The 17,724-nt window shown below is 71.8% G+C and carries 18 protein-coding genes and 1 pseudogene; 13 read left to right on the top strand and 6 right to left on the bottom strand.

The features are described 5' to 3' along the window. Window positions 1-6 precede the first annotated feature (6 nt). Window positions 7-864 carry a GNAT family N-acetyltransferase gene (locus IOD16_RS07195; protein WP_201439399.1) on the top strand — a complete coding sequence of 286 codons (858 nt, stop codon included), beginning with the start codon at window positions 7-9 and terminating at the stop codon, window positions 862-864. Between the two features lie 3 nt (window positions 865-867). Here IOD16_RS07195 and IOD16_RS07190 read toward each other — a convergent pair whose 3' ends face one another. Further along, window positions 868-1,287: a LysR substrate-binding domain-containing protein gene (locus IOD16_RS07190; protein ID WP_201439398.1), complete on the bottom strand. Its 420-nt coding sequence runs from the start codon at window positions 1,285-1,287 to the stop codon at window positions 868-870. Between IOD16_RS07190 and IOD16_RS07185 the strand changes: the two genes are divergently transcribed. From IOD16_RS07185 to IOD16_RS07170, 4 genes and pseudogenes are all read left to right on the top strand, one after another. Then, complete coding sequence (locus tag IOD16_RS07185) at window positions 1,237-1,413, top strand: hypothetical protein (protein ID WP_201439397.1); 177 nt, start codon at window positions 1,237-1,239, stop codon at window positions 1,411-1,413. The two genes, IOD16_RS07190 and IOD16_RS07185, sit on opposite strands and share 51 nt — an antisense overlap. A gap of 87 nt (window positions 1,414-1,500) precedes the next feature. After that, window positions 1,501-2,019 (top strand): SigE family RNA polymerase sigma factor, encoded by a 519-nt coding sequence (locus IOD16_RS07180; protein ID WP_201439396.1) that lies wholly within the window; start codon window positions 1,501-1,503, stop codon window positions 2,017-2,019. After that, window positions 2,016-2,996, top strand: coding sequence for a hypothetical protein (locus IOD16_RS07175; RefSeq protein ID WP_236594795.1), 981 nt, complete (start codon window positions 2,016-2,018; stop codon window positions 2,994-2,996). The genes IOD16_RS07180 and IOD16_RS07175 overlap by 4 nt, the downstream gene beginning before the upstream one ends. Window positions 2,997-3,467: 471 nt before the next feature. Beyond that, a pseudogene (locus IOD16_RS07170) lies at window positions 3,468-3,843 on the top strand (ABC transporter permease); the annotation flags it as partial. Window positions 3,844-3,850: 7 nt separating this feature from the next. On the opposite strand, the gene IOD16_RS07165 reads toward IOD16_RS07170, so the two are convergent. The 3 genes from IOD16_RS07165 to IOD16_RS07155 all read right to left on the bottom strand — a co-directional run bounded on the left by IOD16_RS07165 (window position 3,851) and on the right by IOD16_RS07155 (window position 5,614). Further along, window positions 3,851-4,924: a winged helix DNA-binding domain-containing protein gene (locus tag IOD16_RS07165; protein ID WP_201439394.1), complete on the bottom strand. Its 1,074-nt coding sequence runs from the start codon at window positions 4,922-4,924 to the stop codon at window positions 3,851-3,853. After that, window positions 4,921-5,097, bottom strand: a complete 177-nt coding sequence (locus IOD16_RS07160; RefSeq protein WP_201439393.1) for a hypothetical protein — start codon at window positions 5,095-5,097, stop codon at window positions 4,921-4,923. Before IOD16_RS07160 ends, IOD16_RS07165 begins: the two co-directional genes overlap by 4 nt. Window positions 5,098-5,185: 88 nt before the next feature. After that, window positions 5,186-5,614, bottom strand: coding sequence for a VOC family protein (locus IOD16_RS07155; RefSeq protein WP_442978095.1), 429 nt, complete (start codon window positions 5,612-5,614; stop codon window positions 5,186-5,188). 89 nt (window positions 5,615-5,703) lie between these two features. On the opposite strand from IOD16_RS07155, the gene IOD16_RS07150 reads away from it, so the two are divergent. The 3 genes from IOD16_RS07150 to IOD16_RS07140 all read left to right on the top strand — a co-directional run bounded on the left by IOD16_RS07150 (window position 5,704) and on the right by IOD16_RS07140 (window position 9,291). After that, the gene (locus IOD16_RS07150) at window positions 5,704-6,663 is read left to right on the top strand and encodes a helix-turn-helix transcriptional regulator (RefSeq protein ID WP_201439391.1); all 960 of its coding nucleotides are present in this window, start codon (window positions 5,704-5,706) and stop codon (window positions 6,661-6,663) included. Between the two features lie 387 nt (window positions 6,664-7,050). After that, window positions 7,051-8,346: a choice-of-anchor B family protein gene (locus tag IOD16_RS07145; RefSeq protein WP_201439390.1), complete on the top strand. Its 1,296-nt coding sequence runs from the start codon at window positions 7,051-7,053 to the stop codon at window positions 8,344-8,346. A 72-nt stretch (window positions 8,347-8,418) separates the two neighbouring features. Next, a complete protein-coding gene (locus IOD16_RS07140) occupies window positions 8,419-9,291 on the top strand; it encodes a hypothetical protein (RefSeq protein WP_201439389.1) in 873 nt (290 codons plus the stop codon). Between the two features lie 84 nt (window positions 9,292-9,375). Here the strand turns inward: IOD16_RS07140 and IOD16_RS07135 are convergent, their stop codons facing one another. After that, window positions 9,376-10,068: a lysoplasmalogenase gene (locus tag IOD16_RS07135; RefSeq protein ID WP_201439388.1), complete on the bottom strand. Its 693-nt coding sequence runs from the start codon at window positions 10,066-10,068 to the stop codon at window positions 9,376-9,378. A 455-nt stretch (window positions 10,069-10,523) separates the two neighbouring features. Between IOD16_RS07135 and IOD16_RS07130 the strand changes: the two genes are divergently transcribed. Further along, window positions 10,524-11,708 carry an acyl-CoA dehydrogenase family protein gene (locus IOD16_RS07130; protein ID WP_201439387.1) on the top strand — a complete coding sequence of 395 codons (1,185 nt, stop codon included), beginning with the start codon at window positions 10,524-10,526 and terminating at the stop codon, window positions 11,706-11,708. Between the two features lie 350 nt (window positions 11,709-12,058). On the opposite strand, the gene IOD16_RS07125 is transcribed toward IOD16_RS07130, so the two are convergent. After that, the gene (locus IOD16_RS07125; RefSeq protein ID WP_123742975.1) at window positions 12,059-13,243 is read right to left on the bottom strand and encodes an acyl-CoA dehydrogenase family protein; all 1,185 of its coding nucleotides are present in this window, start codon (window positions 13,241-13,243) and stop codon (window positions 12,059-12,061) included. Window positions 13,244-13,929: 686 nt separating this feature from the next. On the opposite strand from IOD16_RS07125, the gene IOD16_RS07120 reads away from it, so the two are divergent. The 4 genes from IOD16_RS07120 to IOD16_RS07105 all read left to right on the top strand — a co-directional run bounded on the left by IOD16_RS07120 (window position 13,930) and on the right by IOD16_RS07105 (window position 17,714). After that, on the top strand, window positions 13,930-14,538 hold the full coding sequence (locus tag IOD16_RS07120; RefSeq protein ID WP_201439386.1) for a pyridoxamine 5'-phosphate oxidase family protein: 609 nt from the start codon (window positions 13,930-13,932) through the stop codon (window positions 14,536-14,538). A gap of 200 nt (window positions 14,539-14,738) precedes the next feature. Further along, entirely contained in the window at window positions 14,739-15,524 is a 786-nt protein-coding gene (locus IOD16_RS07115; protein ID WP_201439385.1) for a DUF899 family protein, read from the top strand. A gap of 219 nt (window positions 15,525-15,743) precedes the next feature. Then, complete coding sequence (locus tag IOD16_RS07110; RefSeq protein WP_123742978.1) at window positions 15,744-16,463, top strand: SDR family NAD(P)-dependent oxidoreductase; 720 nt, start codon at window positions 15,744-15,746, stop codon at window positions 16,461-16,463. A 228-nt stretch (window positions 16,464-16,691) separates the two neighbouring features. Then, window positions 16,692-17,714, top strand: coding sequence for an LLM class flavin-dependent oxidoreductase (locus IOD16_RS07105; protein ID WP_201439384.1), 1,023 nt, complete (start codon window positions 16,692-16,694; stop codon window positions 17,712-17,714). Window positions 17,715-17,724: the final 10 nt, after the last annotated feature.

Here is a 17,724-nt window from a genome sequence, read left to right as displayed (position 1 = left end):
TGGGGCATGCGCCCGGACGGCTGGCACCTCACCGAAGACGTCGACGACTTCCTCGCCCGGGCCGGGGACTTCCTCCGCTCACGCCCCGCCCTGCACACGATGCCGTTGACGGTGACCGAGAAGCTGAGATCGGGCCACGCGGACGGCACCGTGCTCGGCCGGCTGGTCCAGGGCGACGAAGTCCGCGCCACCTGCTACCGCCGCCCGACCCACCACCTGAGCGTCACCGCCCTCTCCCCCGGGCAGGCCGACGCCCTCGCCGCCCACCTGGCCGGCCTGGGCCTCCCCCTCTCCGGCGTCACGGCCGTGCGCGACACCGCCACCGCTTTCGCCGACGCCTGGCGACGGCACACCGGCGCGGAACCGGTCGACGGCCCGCCGGTCCGCCTCTACCGCCTCGGCACGCTCACCCCGCCGGAGCCGGTCCCGGAGGGCCGTGCCCACGTCGCGGACGCGCGAGACCTCGCGAAGGTAGTCCGCTGGTGCGGCGAGTTCGCCGCCGCCGTCGGCGAGTCTCCTGCCCTGGACGCCGGAACGTGGGCGGCCTCGCGTTACGCCGACAAGCGCTACACGTTCTGGGAGACCCCGGACGGCGTCACCGCCGCCATGGCGGGCGCCACGTCGATGATCGCCGGCATGGTCCGGGTCGACCCGGTCTACACCCCGACCCACCTGCGCGGGCGCGGTTACGCGGGCGCGGTCACGGTCGAGGTGAGCCGGGCCGCGACGGCGGCGGGCGCGACCGACGTCGTGCTGTTCGCGGACCCGGGCAACGCCACCAGCAACGCCCTCTACCGGCGCCTCGGCTACGTCCCGATCGCCGACTTCGCCTCGTGCCGGTTCCCCGGCGGCGCCGGGCGTTGAAGCTCAGTCCGCGGCGGCCAACGCGGTCCGCGCGAGCTCGCGCAACCAGAGGTGCGCGCGGTCGGTGTCGTAACGCTGCCGCCACAACAGGTACACCCGCGCCGGCGGCAGCTCCAAGGGCAGCGGGAGCAGCTCCAGGTCCGCGGCCGCTGACCGCGCCGTCGACTCCGGGACCGTGACGACGAGGTCCGTGCCGCGGACGAACGCGAACGCGGCCGCTTCGGTCGGCGCGGCGGCCACCACGCGCCGGGTGAGCCCGAGCCGTGCCAGGGCCTCGTCGAGGGCGTTGCCGAGCCGTCCGCGTCGCGAGACGGTGAGGTGCTCGGCGGCGGCGTACCGCGCGGCGGTGACGGTCCCGACGCGGGTCAGCGGGTGCCCACCGAGCAGGTCGTCCGCGGCCTGCCGGCGGACCTCGGCCGGCACGAGGACTGGATCACGGACCTCGGCGGCATCGAGACGGCGCGGGCCACCGAGGCCGCGGTCCTGTTCGTGCCGCACGTGATCCGGTCCGGCGGGTTCGCGCCGTTCGCCGTCTCGACCGCCCGCTGACCCCCCGAACGCCCGTGTGACCGGCCGGCAACCATCCACCCGCCTCGACTGGTAGTACCAGCGAGGCGGTTGGTGGATGGGGGCTCGGTGGAGGTACCTGAGGGGTTCGAGGAGTTCGTGGCGGGCGCGTCGTCGCGCCTGTTGCGCACCGCGTTCCTGTTGACGCGCGACGCCGGGCACGCCGAGGACCTGGTGCAGGCGGCGCTGACGAAGGCGTGGCTGGCGTGGCGGCGGGTGGACGGCGACCCGGAGCCGTACGTGCGCCGGATCATCGTCAACACCTACGCCACGTGGTGGAGGAGGCGCTGGCACGGCGAGGAGCCGACCGACGTGCTGCCGGAACCGGTCGGACTGCCCCCGCAGGCCGCCGTGGACGAGCGAGACCGCCTGTGGCGGGCGATGGGGACGCTGCCGCGCCGCCAGCGGGCGGTGCTGGTGCTGCGCTTCTACGAGGACCTGACCGAGGCGCAGACGGCGCACCTGCTCGGCGTCTCGGTGGGCACGGTCAAGAGCCAGACGAGCAAGGCGCTCGCCCGGCTGCGGGAGGACCCGTCGTTCGACGGGCGGTTCGACGGCGAGATCCACGGGAAAGGGGTGCACAGGTGAACCCGCACGACGTGAGCGACGTGTTGCACCACCGCGCCGGCCCGCCGGAGATCCCCCACGCCGCCCGCATGGACGGTGTGCGCGCCAGGGTCCGCAGGGTGCGGCGGCGCCGGGCGTTCGTCGCGGTCGCGTGCGCCGTGCTGGCCCTGGTCGGCGGGACCCTGGTGACGAGGCCGGCGCTGCTCGACTCCCGGCCCGCCGCGCCCGAGCCGTTCCCCGAGTACCTGCTGAGCTCGCGCGTCCTCGCGCAGACCTGGGGTCACACCCCCGAGCCGCTCACGATCAGGTTCACGCCCACTTCCGCTCCCGAGGACCTCACGCTGATCTTCAGGTGCGACTTCGGCGACCGGCACACCACCGGGGACAAGCAGTCCTTGAGCGTGGCGATCTCGGTCGACGGGCAGGAGGTGGCGCGGACCGCGTGCCGGGACGACGCGACTTCGACGGGCGACCGGGCGCTGGCCGGCAGCCTGCGAACCGGGCGGGAGTCCCTCGTGCGGCTGACCGTGCTCGGGCACATGTCCGAGCCGCCGGTGGGGACGACGACGCCCGCGGTGGGCCCGGCGCCGGACGGGATCGCGATCCGGCTGGCCGTCGGCGAGCACGTGCCGGTCACCGAGTACCCGCTGCCGCCACCGCCGGAGGAGCCGGTGCGGGTCGACGAGTACGTGGGTGGCGACGCCGACATCGTCCTGCGCGCCGACCCGCTCGACCCGAACAAGCCGCAGAAGGTCGTCGTCGCGTGGCGCGGCCTGTCCTCCATGGTGCTGATGAACGGCTCGCCCGGCCGCCTGCGGGTGCTGGTCGGCGACGTCACCGTCGCCGATGCCAGCAACTACGGCTACACGCCCAGCGGCGTCACCGGCAGCGTCGGCTTCGACCCGACCGGCCTCGTCCCGGGGCAACCGGTCGAGATCAGCGTCGTGCCGGAAGGAGCGCAAGGCGACTGGGTGCTGGCGCTGTGGGAGGAGGACTGACCGCGGCGCCCCGCTCGCGAACCTCCACCCCGTGACGGGACCTCCCGCCGCACGGCGAACTTGCACCGGCACCGCTATCCAGTGGTACCAGGTACCGGTAGTCAGCAACACAGAGTAGCCGGACGGGCCGGGCACACCGCGCCAGGAGGTAGGCGACCACGGGCATTTTCGGACCTCGCCACGAAGGTCATCGGCGACAAGCGGCGATGGCGGGCGTACAAGGCGCGCACGCGCCAGCTCCCCGCGCACTACCGCACCGCGGTCGACCTGCTGGAGCGCTTCTCCCCGACCGACGCCGGCGCGCAGAGGGTGTCGACCTACTCGAGCGGGATGCGCCGCCGCCTGGACATCGCGATGAGCCTCGTCGGGAACCCGCCGGTGAAGGACGGGCATGGCCAAGGACTTCCGCGAGGACACCGCCGTCCTCTTGGGACGGTCGCTGCGCCACATCGCGCGCAGCCCGGACACCGTGTGGTCCTGCTCGTCGCCCTCCTCATGGGTTTCCGCAGCGACGCCGGGCCGACCGCGTGGCCGGCGGCCGCGGGCATCCTGCTCCTGTTCACCGTGGCGTCGACCTGGCTCGCCGTCATCCCCGGCCTCACCGCGAAGTCCGTTGACGGCGCGAGCGCGTTCTCCTACCCGCTCATCTTCCTGCCGTTCCTCAGTTCGGCCTTCGTGCCCACCGACACCATGCCCGGTCCCCTGCGCGCCTTCGCCGAGCACCGGCCGGTCACCTCCATCGTCAACGCCATCCGCGACCTGTTCGGACCTCTGGCCCGCCCTCGCCTGGTGCGTCGGCGTCCTGGCCGTCGCGCACTTCTCCGCCACGGTCTTCCACCGCCGCAGGACAGGCCCTAGGAGGCGGGGCCGCCGGACAGGAACGACGCCAGTTCCCGCCCTTCCTCGGCCACGGCGGCGTGCTCGGTCCGGGAGAAGCGGCGCAGCGGGGTCACGAGCGCGGCGCCCGCCTCGACCGTCCACGTGGCGGCGACCCGACCGTCGACGAGGACGACGCGCGCGCCGGCGACCGACAAGCCCCGGTGGGCGTGGTCGACGATCCGGGCGCGGTCGTGGTAGCCGAGGACCGCGTTGTCGAACGCGGGCAGGAACCGCACCGGGGCGGGCGTGTCGGGGTCGGGGCGCGGGCCGTCCGGGAGGTCCAGCAGTTCCCGGCCGTGCTCGTCGCGGAAGGCGACCAGCCGCTCGCGCGTCGCGGCCACCGCGCGCGGCAGCCCGGCGAGGCCGCACCAGGCGCGCAGATCGGTCGTGGTGGCCGGGCCGAACGCGGCCAGGTAGCGCAGCACCAGCGCCTCCCCCACCGGGTCGGAGCCGTCCGGTGCGGGCGGGTCGACCTCGCGCCCCAGCCACGATTCGAGCAACGCGGTGCGCGCGCCCGCCTTGCGGCGCCACAAGCCGCGCGGCGGCAGCTGCACCGTCGGGAGGAGGGCGGCGATCCCCATCTCACCCAACGCCCGGGACCCGACGGCCGGCCAGCGCGCGGCGAGCGCCCGGCCGAGCTCGGGCATCGTCCGCGGCTCCCCGTCCGCCATCGCCTCCCGTGCCGCCGCCGCGACCTCGTCCAGGTCCACCCCCTCGAACTCGCGGCGGTAGACCCCGAGGACCCGTTGGCGCAGCATCGGACCGTGGCGGGCGCGCCACGCCAGCGCGTCGTCGGCGGTGACCAGGTGGACGGTGCGGCGCATGAGGTGGGTCCGCACCACGTGCCGCCCGGTCACCAGGTCGTCCAGCGCCGTCGGGTCGAAGGCGCGCAGCCGTGACCACAACCCGACGAAGGGCTCCTGGGGTTCCTGCGCTTGCAGGCCGCACAAGTGCCCCACGGCGGCGAGCACCGGCACGTCGGCCCGATCGAGCAGCAACTGCCGCGCGAGCGTCGCGCGGTTGAGCGCCCTGGCGTCCAGCACCGTCATGCCGCGGCCCGCCCGTCGGCCGGACGACGGCACGACGCCGCGTGCTCCACGGTCTCCGACACCGGCCGGTCGGACGCGCCGGTGGCGCGGACCTCGCCGCCGCGCACGAGGTCGGGCGGGGTGTCCCCGGTGCCGCTGCGCGGACCGGGACGGCCGAGGGGGTGCGTCTTCATGGTGGCGGTGTCCTGTCAGGTGTCCGGTCATCGTCCCATGGTCGGCCGCGGGCGGGAGCGTGCGCACCCACCCGCGGCCGGGGTCGGGCTAGGCGTGGTGCCCGCTGACGACGTCGAGGACCCAGACGACGCCGAAGCGGTCGCGCAGCATCCCGTAAGCCGGGGCCCAGCCCGCCGGACCCAGCGGGACCACGACGGTCGCGCCGTCGCGGAGCCGCTCCCAGCAGCCGGTGACCTCCTCGGCGGTCTCGCCGCGCACGGAGACGAAGAACGAGTTCTCGCCCCGCTCGTAGGCCGTGCGCGAGGGCACGTCGTAGGCCATCACGTGGAAGCCGTCGTCCCCGAGCACCTGGCCCCACATCACGTGGTCGGCCTCGGACTCCTCGTGGACGTCGCCGGCGTCCTGGTACGTGACGACGGCGAGGTGGCCGCCGAACACGGAGCGGTAGAACTCCAGCGCCGCGCGGGCGTCACCGCGGAAGTTCAGGTGGGCGGTGGTCGTGACGGACAAGCTCACTCCTCAGGTCGACTCGCTGACTGACGTGGGCAACCCTCGCAGGAGTAGTGGCCAGGTCGTGTCCTCTTCTCTCCGGCACAATGGCGGCCATGCCGAAGACCTCAGCACGACTGCTGTCGCTGCTGTCGCTGTTGCAGGCGCGTCGGGACTGGCCGGGCGCGCTGTTGGCCGAGCGGTTGCGGGTCAGTCCGCGCACCGTGCGCCGCGACGTCGACCGACTGCGCGAGCTGGGCTACCCCATCGTGACCGCCAAGGGCCCGGAGGGCGGTTACCGGCTCGGTGTCGGCTCCCGGCTGCCGCCCCTGCTGTTCGACGACGAGCAGGCCGTGGCCCTGTCCGTGGCGCTGCGGATCGCCACCACCGCCGGCGCGGGCATCGAGGAGGCCGCGGCGCGGGCCCTGCACACGGTCCGGCAGGTCATGCCCGCCCGCCTGCGCCACCGCATCGACACCTTCCAGGTCACGGCGGTCGAACGGGCCGCCGCGCCGCAGGTCGGCAGCGGCGTGCTGATGGCGATCAGCGGCGCGGTCCACGCCCGCGAGGTGCTGCGCTTCGACTACGCGGGCGGCGACGCCGAGGCCCCACCGCGCCGGGTCGAGCCCCACCACCTCGTCACCCGCGCCGGCCGCTGGTACCTCGTCGCCTGGGACCTCGACCGCGCCGACTGGCGCACGTTCCGCGCCGACCGGATCACCCCGCGCACCCCCACCGGTCCCCGCTTCGCCCCGCGTGACCTGCCGGCCGCGGACGTGGCCGCCTTCGTCACCGACCGGTTCGCCGGCTCCGACGGCTCCGGCTCGGCCGGCCCACCGTGCCTCGGCGAGGTGGTCCTCGCCCTGCCGGCGGCCGACGTGTCGCCGTTCGCCCAGGACGGCGTGGTCGAAGAACTCGCCCCGGACCGCTGCCGGCTGACCCTGGGCTCGTGGTCGTGGCCCGCCCTGGCCGCCACCCTCGGCCGGTTCGACGCCGACATCGAGGTCGTCGGGCCGCCCGAGCTCAAGGCCGCCTTCGCCCACCTGGCACGCCGTTACGCCAAGGCAGCGAGGTGAGGTCACCGCACGAGGGCGCGGAAGTGCTCGATCACCTCGACCAGGTTCCCGCTCCGCCTTCACCCGGGGCATCGACCTGCCCTCGAACCCGGTCCCCGTCCTCGTCGCGGTGAGCGGAGAACCTGCTGCAGGAGAACCAAGTCGTCCGCCGGCCGAACCTGCCACGCCGGGCGAAGAACCGCGCCCGCCCCGATTCCAGACCCCCGCGCACAGCGAGCGCGCGGGTGTCGCCGCACGGTGAGGTCGTGGAGCGCGCCGGACGTGCCGCAGTGCAGACGATCGGAGGTTATCCCGGCGCGCCACAGCTCCTACTGTCGGAGGTGATCGGAAAACCCTGCACCCGGCCGCGTCACCGCGTCCGGGATTTCCGGGAGGAGTGCTACTCCGATGAAGATCCTGCGCATGACGGGGTTGGCGGTGCTGATCGCCTCCATGGTGGCGATGTCCATGACCGCGGCTTCCGCGCACGACCCCGACACCCCCGAAGGACAGGCCGCCGTCCGGGCCTTCCTCACCGACCACCTGCCGGCCGACCGGCACGCCGTCGTCGGCACGGCGGCCGGCGCGCCGTGCGTCAACGGCAAGGCCGACATCTACCCCTGCAAGAACGTGGACCTGCTCAGCGTGCTGCCGCTCGCCTCCATCGGCGGCGGCAACGGCAACGACATCTGGGGGTGGACCGATCCCTCCTCCGGCAAGGAGTACGCCGTCGTCGGCCGCACCAACGGCACCGCGTTCGTCGACGTGAGCACGCCGACCTCGCCCAGGTACCTCGGCAACCTGCCGTCCAACGGCGGCAGCAGCAGCTGGCGCGACATGAAGGTGTACCGCAACCACGCGTTCATCGTCGCCGACGCCATCAGCGGCCACGGGATGCAGGTGTTCGACCTGACCCGGCTGCGGACCGTCACCACGCCGCAGACGTTCACCGCGGACGCGCTGTACCGGGGTTTCGGCCCCGCGCACAACATCGCCATCAACGAGGAGACCGGCTTCGCCTACGCGATCGGCTCCAACACGTGCAGCGGCGGCCCGCACATCGTCGACATCCGCACGCCGAAGTCGCCGACCCAGGCCGGGTGCGTGTCACAGGACGGCTACACCCACGACACCCAGTGCGTCGTCTACCGCGGCCCGGACCAGGCGTACCGGGGCCGGGAGATCTGCTTCAACTCCAACGAGGACACGCTGACCATCGTCGACGTGACCACCAAGTCCGCGCCCGTGCAGATCGTCCGCAAGGCCTACTCCGGCGCGCAGTACTCGCACCAGGGCTGGCTGACCGAGGACCAGCGGTACTTCCTGCTGGACGACGAGCTGGACGAGTCGCGCGGCACCGACAAGCGCACCAAGACCTACATCTGGGACCTGGCGAAGCTCTCCTCCCCCGTGCACACGGGCACCTACAACTCGCCGGCCACCGCGATCGACCACAACCAGTACATCAAGGGCCGGTACTCCTACCAGGCCAACTACCAGGCGGGGCTGCGCATCCTGGACGTCAGCGCGGTCTCCTCGGCGCGACTGACCGAAGCCGGGTACTTCGACATCTACCCGGCGAGCGACACGGCGCGGTTCAACGGGGCGTGGAGCAACTACCCGTACTTCGCCAGCGGCATCGTCCTGGTCAACGGCATCGAGCAGGGCCTGGTCGTGGTCCGGCCGAACCTCGCTCAGCGGTGACGTGTCCTCCCCCGTGCGCGGCCACCCGGCCGCGCACGGGGGCCGCCGTCCCACCGGACCTGAGGAGTGATGATGCGCCACCTGCGCCTCACCGACTGGGTGTTCGTCGTCCTGGCCGTCGCGATCGTGGTGGCCGGCGCGCTCGCGCTGGTGCGGTCCCCGGCCGGCCCCGCCCACTCGGCGCACCAGCGATCGGCCGACTTCGTGCCCGCCGCGCACAGCGACGGCCTGTCGGAAGCCGAGAGCGGCTACCGGTTCGAGCGGGTCACCGTGCCGTCCACCCGCGGCCCGGCGGTGCCGGTCGCGTTCCGCGTCCTCGGACCCGACGACCGGCCGCGGACCCGCTTCCTGGACAACCAGACCAAGCAGCTGCACTTCTTCGTCATCCGCGACGACATGCACGTCTTCCAGCACCTGCACCCGACCCTGGTCGGCGACACGTGGCACGTCGACGTGCGGCTCGACGACGGCGGCGCGTACCGCATGTTCGCCGAGTTCGTCCCGCTCGACACCAAGGACCCCCGGCACCCGGTGGTGCTCGGCGTCCCGTTCAGCGTGCCCGGGGACACCACCCTGGTCCCGGTGCCCGCGCCCGACGCCGGAGCGACGACCGCCACCGGGTTCACCGTGACGCGAGTGGACGAGCCGGCTCAACCCGCCCCGATGCGGCCCCAGGAGCTGCGCTTCGCCATCCGCGCCCCCGACGGCTCGCCGGTCCGCACGCTCGACCCGCACCTGGGCGCCTACGGGCACATGACCGGCTTCCACACGATGCTGCTGTCGGCCACCCACCTGCACCCGGTCCAGCCGCTGGGCGTGCCGCTGGTCGACGGCGAGCTGACGTTCCAGGCCACCTTCGCCGACCGCGGCGAGTACCGGCTGTTCCTGGAGTTCGCCCACGGCGGCGTCGTGCACACGGCCGCGTTCACGATCGCCGTCACCTGACCCGTCGACCGGGCCTGAGGGCGGTGCCGGAGGTGTGCCCGCGTTCCACAGTGGACCCGACGTCGGCGGCACGCGTCCGGCGGGTCAGACCTCACCCTCCCGGGGGTGGCCGCACACGCCGGCGGCGATCAGGGCCTGACCGGCGAGGTAGGTCAGCATCACCCAGAAGCCCGGCGCCGGCGGGTCGTACCAGCCGGCGAAGGCTTCGAGGGCGATGAGCCCGTCGGACACGAAGAACACCGCGCCGCCGATCCCCACCACCCGGCCCACGCCGGTGGCCAGCACGGCCATCAGCGTCAGGCACAGGCCGTAGCCGACCACCGGGCCGAGCAGGGCGCCCGCGCCGGGCCCGCAGGCCGCCAGCAGCGCACCGAACGCGAGCACGTACCAGACCACGGCGGGCCGGCGCAGCGCCGAACGGCGTCGCCACGGCCAGAACGCCGCCACGTAGACGACCTGGGCGCACAGGAACAGCCCGACCATGGTCAGGAACCGGGCGTCGCCGGAGAAGAAGGCCGGGACGCTGTCGCCGAGCCAGGAGAAGGCGAGCGCGAGCAGCACCAGGCGCACCGCCCGAGAGCGGGGCGCGCCGGTGGTCGCGGACCATACGGCCGCGGCGAGCACCGGCATGAGCAGCCACTGGCTGATCCGGGCGGCCCCGCCGGCCCCGACGAGTTGGGCGACGAGGTGCCCGGCGGAAAGCACGCCGAACAGCACGCCGGCGGCCAGGACCGTCGGCGTGGCGGACAGCGGAAAACGGTCGTGAACCCGGGTCATGGTACTCCTGAGGCTGGGGCGGTCGGCGCCGATCGTGTCACGCCGCGGGCCCTCCGGAAACCACCCGGGAATTCTCTCCACGAGCACCGGAATCCCGAGAAAGCGCGCGACATTGACCGAATTCACATTGAAATACTCGTCGACGAACACGCGAGAATGGCCCGGAGTCGACCGGCGAGGAGCCTCCGACAGCACCCGCGCGGACCCGCCCGCAGCACCGCTACGCGCCCGTGGCGTGCGCGAACACGGTGCCGGACGCGGGTATTCCCTCCTGTCCCGATTTCTACTGAACGGCGTACTCGCCCCTGGGCACCGGTTACGCCGAGTGGCAAAATATTCCATCCGACGTTGATACTTCCAGGCCGCGACCACGGGGCAATGCAGAAGAAGCGCGGCTCCCGGCGGTTCCGGAAGTCTGGGCAGTGGATTCTTCGGAAAACTATTAAGGAGAGGACATGTCGACTGTCGTCGTCCCGTCTTCAGAAGAACTGGTGCACAGGGTTTCCGAGATAGCGCCGGTGCTCCGGGCAAATGCCGAATGGTCGGTGGAGAACAGGCGACTGCACGAGGAGACAGTCAAGGCCCTCACCGACACGGGTGTGTTCCGGATGCGCATCCCCAAGCGGTACGGCGGGTTCGAGAGCGACGCTCGGGCCATGGTCGCCGTGGCGGACGCGATCGCGCAGGCCGACGGCTCCGCGGCGTGGGTGGTGGCCTGCTCCTGGGTCGCCACCTGGGGCCTGGGGCTGTACCCGGACGAGGTCCAGGACGAACTGTTCGCCGATCCCGACGTGCAGGTGTGCACCACCATCGGACCGGGCACCGCGACGGCCGTCCCCGTGGACGGCGGCATCCTGGTCAACGGCACGTGGCCCTCGATCAGCGGTGCGCTGAGCAGCAAGTACCAGCAGATCGGCGCCATCTTCCTCAACCCGGACGGTGAGCCGTACCCGGTGATGGGCCCGGTGCCGATGTCGGAGCTGGAGATCACCGACGACTGGCACACCAACGGCTTCCGCGGCACGGGGAGCGTCGGCACGGCCGCGAAGGACGTGTTCATCCCGCAGGAGCGCATCCTCCCCGCGCCGGCCGTGCTCACCGGCCAGTCGGCCTCGAAGGCCAACGCCGGCTCGCAGATGTATCGGGCCCCGTTCATCGCCGTGGGCGCGGCGTCCACGGTGGGCGTGGTCACGGGCATGGCGAAGGCGATCCGGGACAGCTTCTTCGAGCGGCTGCCCAACCGGAAGGTGACCTACACCAACTACCCGAGCCAGGCCGAGGCGCCCGTGACCCACCTGCGGATCGCCGAGGCCATGATGAAGATCGACGAGGCCGAGTTCCACGCGCAGCGGCTGGCCGCGACGGTGGACGCCAAGTCCGCCGCCAACGAGCCGCTGGAACTGGTGGAGCGCGGGCGCATCCGGGCGGACGAGGGCGCGGCCGTGAAGCTGTCCAAGGAGGCGGCGGAGATCTTCGCCGGGTCCAGCGGCGGTTCCTCGGCCTACACCAAGGTGCCGATCCAGCGGTTCGTCAACGACCTGAACGCGGTCGCCCTGCACGCGATGATGATCCCGGACGTCAACGCCGAGATCTACGGTCGGGTGCTCTGCGGCCTCGATCCCAACACCTACTACATCTGACCGGCGCGCTCCAGCGCCCGCACGCACCACGGCCCGCCACTCGCGAAGTGGCGGGCCGGCGGTGTGCGCGGGCGCTTTTCCTCGCACAGAGCCAGAACCGCGGCGCTACCGGACCAACAGGACGGCAGCGCCGCCGGGGTGCGGGCACCGCAGAGCCGGAGCCCGGAGCCCGGAGCCCGGAGCCCGGAGCCCGGAGCCCGGAGCCACACGACCACGGTCCCCAGCGCGCACGGGCGTCGAGTCACCTGCGCGTGCCGTGCCGTCGATGCGAAAAAGCCTTGGGCGCCTCCGGTGATCGGAGGCGCCCAAGGCCGGCCGGCGGAAAGCTCACGCAACGCGTGGAGCGGCGGTCACAGGAAGTCGGTGTTCGGTTCGAAGCCGAGCTTCACGCGACCGAGGGTCTCCAGGTTCGTGTTCGGGTACATGATCGCGTGGCGCTGGAGGACGCCGATGTCCCGCTGGATCCGCTGCAGCGGCACGTGCGAGTAGACCGACGAGGCGCCCGAGGAGTTGGCGAGGATGTCCACCGCCTGCTTGGCCCGGCCGACGGCCGCGCCCGCGTCCATGCGCGCGATGGCCTTCTCCTCGACCGTCCACGGCTCGCCGCTCGCCGACTTGGCCTCCAGGACGTCGACCACCCGGTACAGGTGGTACTCGGCCTCGCCGATGAGCTGGATCGCCTCACCCAGTTGCAGGTGCGTGATCGGCGCGTCGACCTGGCGGTCGTAGTGGGTGTAGGTGATCTTCCGGTTCGGCACCCGCTCCAGGAAGTTCTCCAGCGCGGCGCGCGCCATGCCGATCGCGGGCGCGGCGGCGACCGCGATGGCCATCTGCATGAACGGCACCCGCCACGCCTGGTAGTCCGCGTTGAGCTTGGTCTCCAGCTTGCCCTCCAGGGCCATCGGGAGCACCCGCACCAGCCAGCCCTCGGGGACGAAGAGGTCCTTCGCGGCGGTCGACCGGCTGCCCGTGCCGCGCAGGCCCGAGGTGTGCCAGTCGTCGGTCACCTCCAGGTCCGAGAGCCGGACCACGGCGAGAGCCGGCTCGCCCGTGCCGTCCGGGTTCTTCAGCACGGCGAAGTGGGCGACCCACGTGGCGTGCGGCGAGCCGGTCTGGAAGTGCCAGTTGCCGTTGAGGAGGTAGCCGCCCTCGGTCGGCTCGGCGACGCCGTTCAGCTCGACGGACCCGCAGAACCGGACGTCCGGGTCGGCCCAGATCTCGTCCTGCGCCTCGTCGGGGACCAGCGACGACAACCAGGAGGCCATCGTGAACGAGACGCACGTCCAACCGACGGAGCCGTCGGCGCGGGCGAGCTCGGCGATCACGTCGACCACCGTGCGCATGTCCGGCACGCTGCCGCCGTACCGCGCCGGGATCCGCATCTTCAACAGTTCGTTCTCGGTCAACGCGTCCAGGACCTCCGGGTGCAGTTCCCGGTGCTCCTCGTGCCACCCGGAGTGCTTCCGGATCATTTCCACCAGACCCGTTGCCCGGCTGACGAGGTCGGGCCTCGGCTGGGACATGATCAAACTCATGCTGCACTGCTCCTCGATGCGATGGCGGGATGCGAGAAATGGATCCTGCGCGCGGCGGCGCGGCGCCGGCGGGTGTCGACCGCCCGGTGCGGACGGGCCCACCCACCGCGTTGAATTGCCACTCCGAGTGGAATTTCCGGCCCACTCGAACCCGGGTGACCGGGCCTACCGGTCGGCGTGCCGCTGCCGGTTGTCGAGATCGTCAATTCGGCCATCTTCACTTCGGCGGACGAGTTCAGGTCGCGGCGTCGACTGACAAGAGTCGACGGTCACCTCTTGCCAGGTTAGTGGGCTCGCGAACCGCGCCACCTCTCCGAGATTGCTGCGTGCAAAACCGCTGCCACCTGCGCCGATGCCGTGGCCGGGCACTTTCGAAGAAGACCGCGATCATCGGCCGTGGCACAGTGGCTCGCGGGTGCGCAGAAACGGCCTACATGCCTCGTGAAAGACCTGCGACATGACGCCGATCCGACTCGAACGCCGTTGCGACGTCCGAGTGACGAAGGGCCGCGATGAGCTGGACGACATTCCCCCGCGCAGGCCCGGACTCGCCCATGATTCCGGTCGACCAGGAATAAACACCGGACGTTCGCAAATCTTTCCGTCACCCGCTGCCCACCTTCTCCACTCCCCTGGAGCAGCGTGAGCACCCACTGCCGTAACTCGCTGCACAGAAGGGCCACCCCGTGAAATACCACGAGATCGTCGACATGGTGAACACCGATCCGGTGATACAAACCCTCATGGCGGAGCCGATCCCGATCCGGCTCGCCTACCTGGGGCTGGACGGCGCTCCCCGGTCGGTGCCGATCAACCACGTCTGGAACGGGAAGGCGTTCCTGTTCGCCACCCCGAACCTGGCCTACAAGGTGCGGGCCATCGAGGCGAACCCGCGGGTCGCCTTCACCCTCGACGTCGGCGCCGGCCGGCCGGGGCGCGAGACGCGCGCCAAGGTCTCGGCGCTGATCGGCCCGCCGCCCGCGGCCTACGACTTCGCGCCGATCGCCATCCACGGGCGCGGCATCGCCACCGTCGAGATGACGCCGGGGGTCCCCCAGGAGCACCTCGACGCCTCCCGGCGGATGATCGGCGACGACGAGAAGTGGGCCGAGTGGGCCCGGGTCCGCCGCGCGGAGACGAGCGGCATGGCGCTGATCACGATCGTGCCGACCCACCTCGTCGTGGTCGACTTCGTCACGCGGTTCCCACCGCCGGCCGACGTCAACGTGACCGCGTTCGGCGCGGACCAGCTCGACGCCGCGACGGGCCGGGTCAAGGCCGCCGAGAGCGTCTAGGTCGCCGCGATCCGCCCCGGATCGCACAGCCGCCCGACCCGCCGGGACGTCGATCCCGGCGGGTCGAGTGCTGTTCGCGCGAAGGCGCGTCCCAGACGGGACCCCCGCGTATACTCCACGCCGCGATGTGGACACGGAGTGTCACCGCACCTCAATCGGCGTTCGGGTCGTAGCACCCTGGGAAAACTCGAGGAACACTCATGGGAAATGAACCAACCCGCCTCGGCTGGCCGACGTTCGGCGCCGAGGCGCCGGCGCTGCCCGAGGTGGTCGACCGGTCCACCTTCCAGGCCCGGCTGGACGAGCTGCGCATCCGGGAGAAGGCGCACACGAGGGAGGGCGTGGCCATCGCCGCCGCCCGCCGCCGCCTGCCCATGGTCGAGGTGGACGGCGCCACCGAGCTGATCGGGCCGGACGGTCCGGTCACGCTGCTCGACGCGTTCGAGGGGCGTCCGCAGCTCGTCACGTACTACTTCATGTGGTACCCGGGCCGACCGGCGGCCCAGCAGTGCGAGGGCTGCACCTGGAACAACGCCCAGATCTCGGAGCTGTCCTACCTGCACTCGCGGGGCATCACCTACGCGGTCTTCTGCCAGGGGCCGTTCGACGAGAGCTACCGCTACCGGGAGTTCATGGGCTGGCGGATGCCCTGGTACTCGGCGCAGGGCTCGCTCGACACGCTGCTCGCCGGCAAGCAGGTCGGGATGATGCACATCGTCTGCTACGTGCGGGAGGGCGACCGGGTCTTCGAGACCTACTGGACGAGCCGCCGCGGCGTGGAGGTGCTGGACTACAGCTACGCGCTCATGGACCTCACCGTGTGGGGGCGCCAGGAGCCGCAGGAGGACTCGCTGCCCGGCTGGCCGCAGCAGTGGGGCATCGGGGTCGGCGCCACCGAGCACGTGACGCGGTACGACGGACGGCCCATCCCCCACTGGTCGCGCCTCGGCGCCGGCCGTTCCGACGACCTCACCGTCGAATCCTGACCCTTTCGACTCACGACGTCGACGCACACCCCACCGGCCGGCGGCAGCACGGCGAAAGCATTCCAAATGGCCTGAAATATTTCCCTTCACGCTCCTCCGCCGATCACCGCGAGTGACGATCGGGCAATTCCGAAGAGAAGTCGACAACCGTCGGTGATGACATAGTTGACATATACAATCAGCCGACTGCCGCACCACCGCCTACGGTGAGGAGAAAGCGTGATCACAGCCGGCAAGGCAGTGCTGGTGACCGGGGCCAATCGCGGTATCGGCAAGGCGCTGGTCGACGAGGCGTTGAGGCGGGGTGCGAGACGGGTCTACGCGGGCACGCGCCAACCGCTGGCGCACCCCGACGACCGGGTCACGCCCGTGACCCTGGACGTGACCGACGTGACGCACATCCGGGCCGCCGTCGAGCGGGTCGACTCCCTCGACGTCCTGATCAACAACGCCGGCATCGCCGCGGTGGACGACCTGACCGACACCACCGTGCTCGACCGGATGCTCGCCGTCAACTTCTACGGCGCGCACCACGTGACCCAGGCGTTCCTGCCGCTGCTGACCGAGTCCGCGGGGGCCATCGCCACCAACATGTCGTTGACCGCCATCGCCCCCTACCCGCTCGCCGCGTCCTACTCGATCTCGAAGGCGGCCGTGCTCGCGATGACGCAGTCGCTGCGGGCCATCCTGGCGTCGCGCGGCGTGCGGGTCCACGCGATCCTCACCGGCCCGGCGGACACCGACATGGGCGCGCGCTTCGACGTCCTCCCGAGGACGCCGCCGGAACTGGTGGCGCGCAACATCTTCGAGGGCATCGAGGACGAGGTCGAGGACATCTTCCCCGACCCCATGTCGCAGGACATGGCCGACTCCTGGCACAACGGCTCGACCAAGGAGCTGGAACGCAGGCTCGCGGAGATGTACGCGGAACGCGTTTAGGCCGACGCCCGAGCACCCTGCGCCAAGACCGAACCGGCTGTCCGGTGTGGACGAACCGGTCCACACCGGACAGCCGGTTCCGTCTCACGCAGGACAAGCACCACGCCGGCGGCGGGCAGCGGACCGATCTCCCGGCCTCTACAAGGGACGGTCGAGCGCCGGATCGTGTCGGTCCGCTCGCACAGCGTGACGGCGGAATCATTCGACCGACCGACGCGTTGCACGGGCGTGAAGAAAATCGGCTTCCTGTCCTTCGGGCACTGGTCCGACACGCCGCACTCGCGCACGAGGACGGCGGGCGACGCGTTGACGCAGGCCATCGACCTCGCCGTGGCCGCGGAGGAGCTCGGGGCGGACGGCGCCTACTTCCGGGTGCACCACTTCGCCAGGCAGCTCGCCTCGCCCTTCCCGCTGCTGGCCGCGATCGGCGCCCGGACCGAGCGCATCGAGATCGGCACCGGCGTGATCGACATGCGCTACGAGAACCCGATGTACATGGCCGAGGACGCCGGCGCCGCGGACCTCATCTCCGCCGGCAGGCTCCAGCTCGGCATCTCCCGGGGCTCGCCGGAGCAGGTGATCGACGGGTGGCGCTACTTCGGCTACCGCCCCGGCGAGGGCGACACGGAGGCCGACATGGCCCGCAAGCACGCCGAGGTGCTGCTGACGGTCCTGGAGGGCGACGGCTTCGCCCAGCCCGAGCCGCGCCCGATGTTCCCCAACCCCCCGGGGCTGCTGCGCGTCGAGCCGCACTCGCCGGGCCTGCGGGAGCGGATCTGGTGGGGCGCAGGCTCCAACGGCACCGCGGTGTGGGCGGCGCGGCAAGGCATGAACCTGATGAGCTCGACCCTGAAGAACGACGAGGGCGGGGCGCCGTTCCACGTGCAGCAGGCCGAGCAGATCCGGGCGTTCCGCAAGGCGTGGACCGAGGCCGGGTGGCCGCGCGAGCCGCGCGTCTCGGTCTCGCGCAGCATCTTCGCGCTCACCACCGACCTGGACCACGCCTACTTCGGCGACGACTCCGACAGCACCGACAAAATCGGCTACCTCGACGCCGACACCAGGGCGGTCTTCGGCCGCACCTACGCCGCCGAACCGGACGTGCTGGTCGGGCAGCTGGCCGAGGACGAGGCCATCGCCGAGGCCGACACGTTGCTGCTGACCGTGCCGAACCAGCTCGGCGTCGACTACAACACCCACCTGCTCGACGACCTCCTCACCCACGTCGCACCGGCCCTCGGCTGGCGCTGACCCGGGCCGG

The sequence above is a fragment of the Saccharothrix sp. 6-C genome (genome assembly GCF_016695385.1).
In the GTDB taxonomy this organism is placed as follows: domain Bacteria; phylum Actinomycetota; class Actinomycetes; order Mycobacteriales; family Pseudonocardiaceae; genus Actinosynnema; species Actinosynnema texasense.
This window is presented reverse-complemented; position numbering and strand designations above follow the sequence as displayed.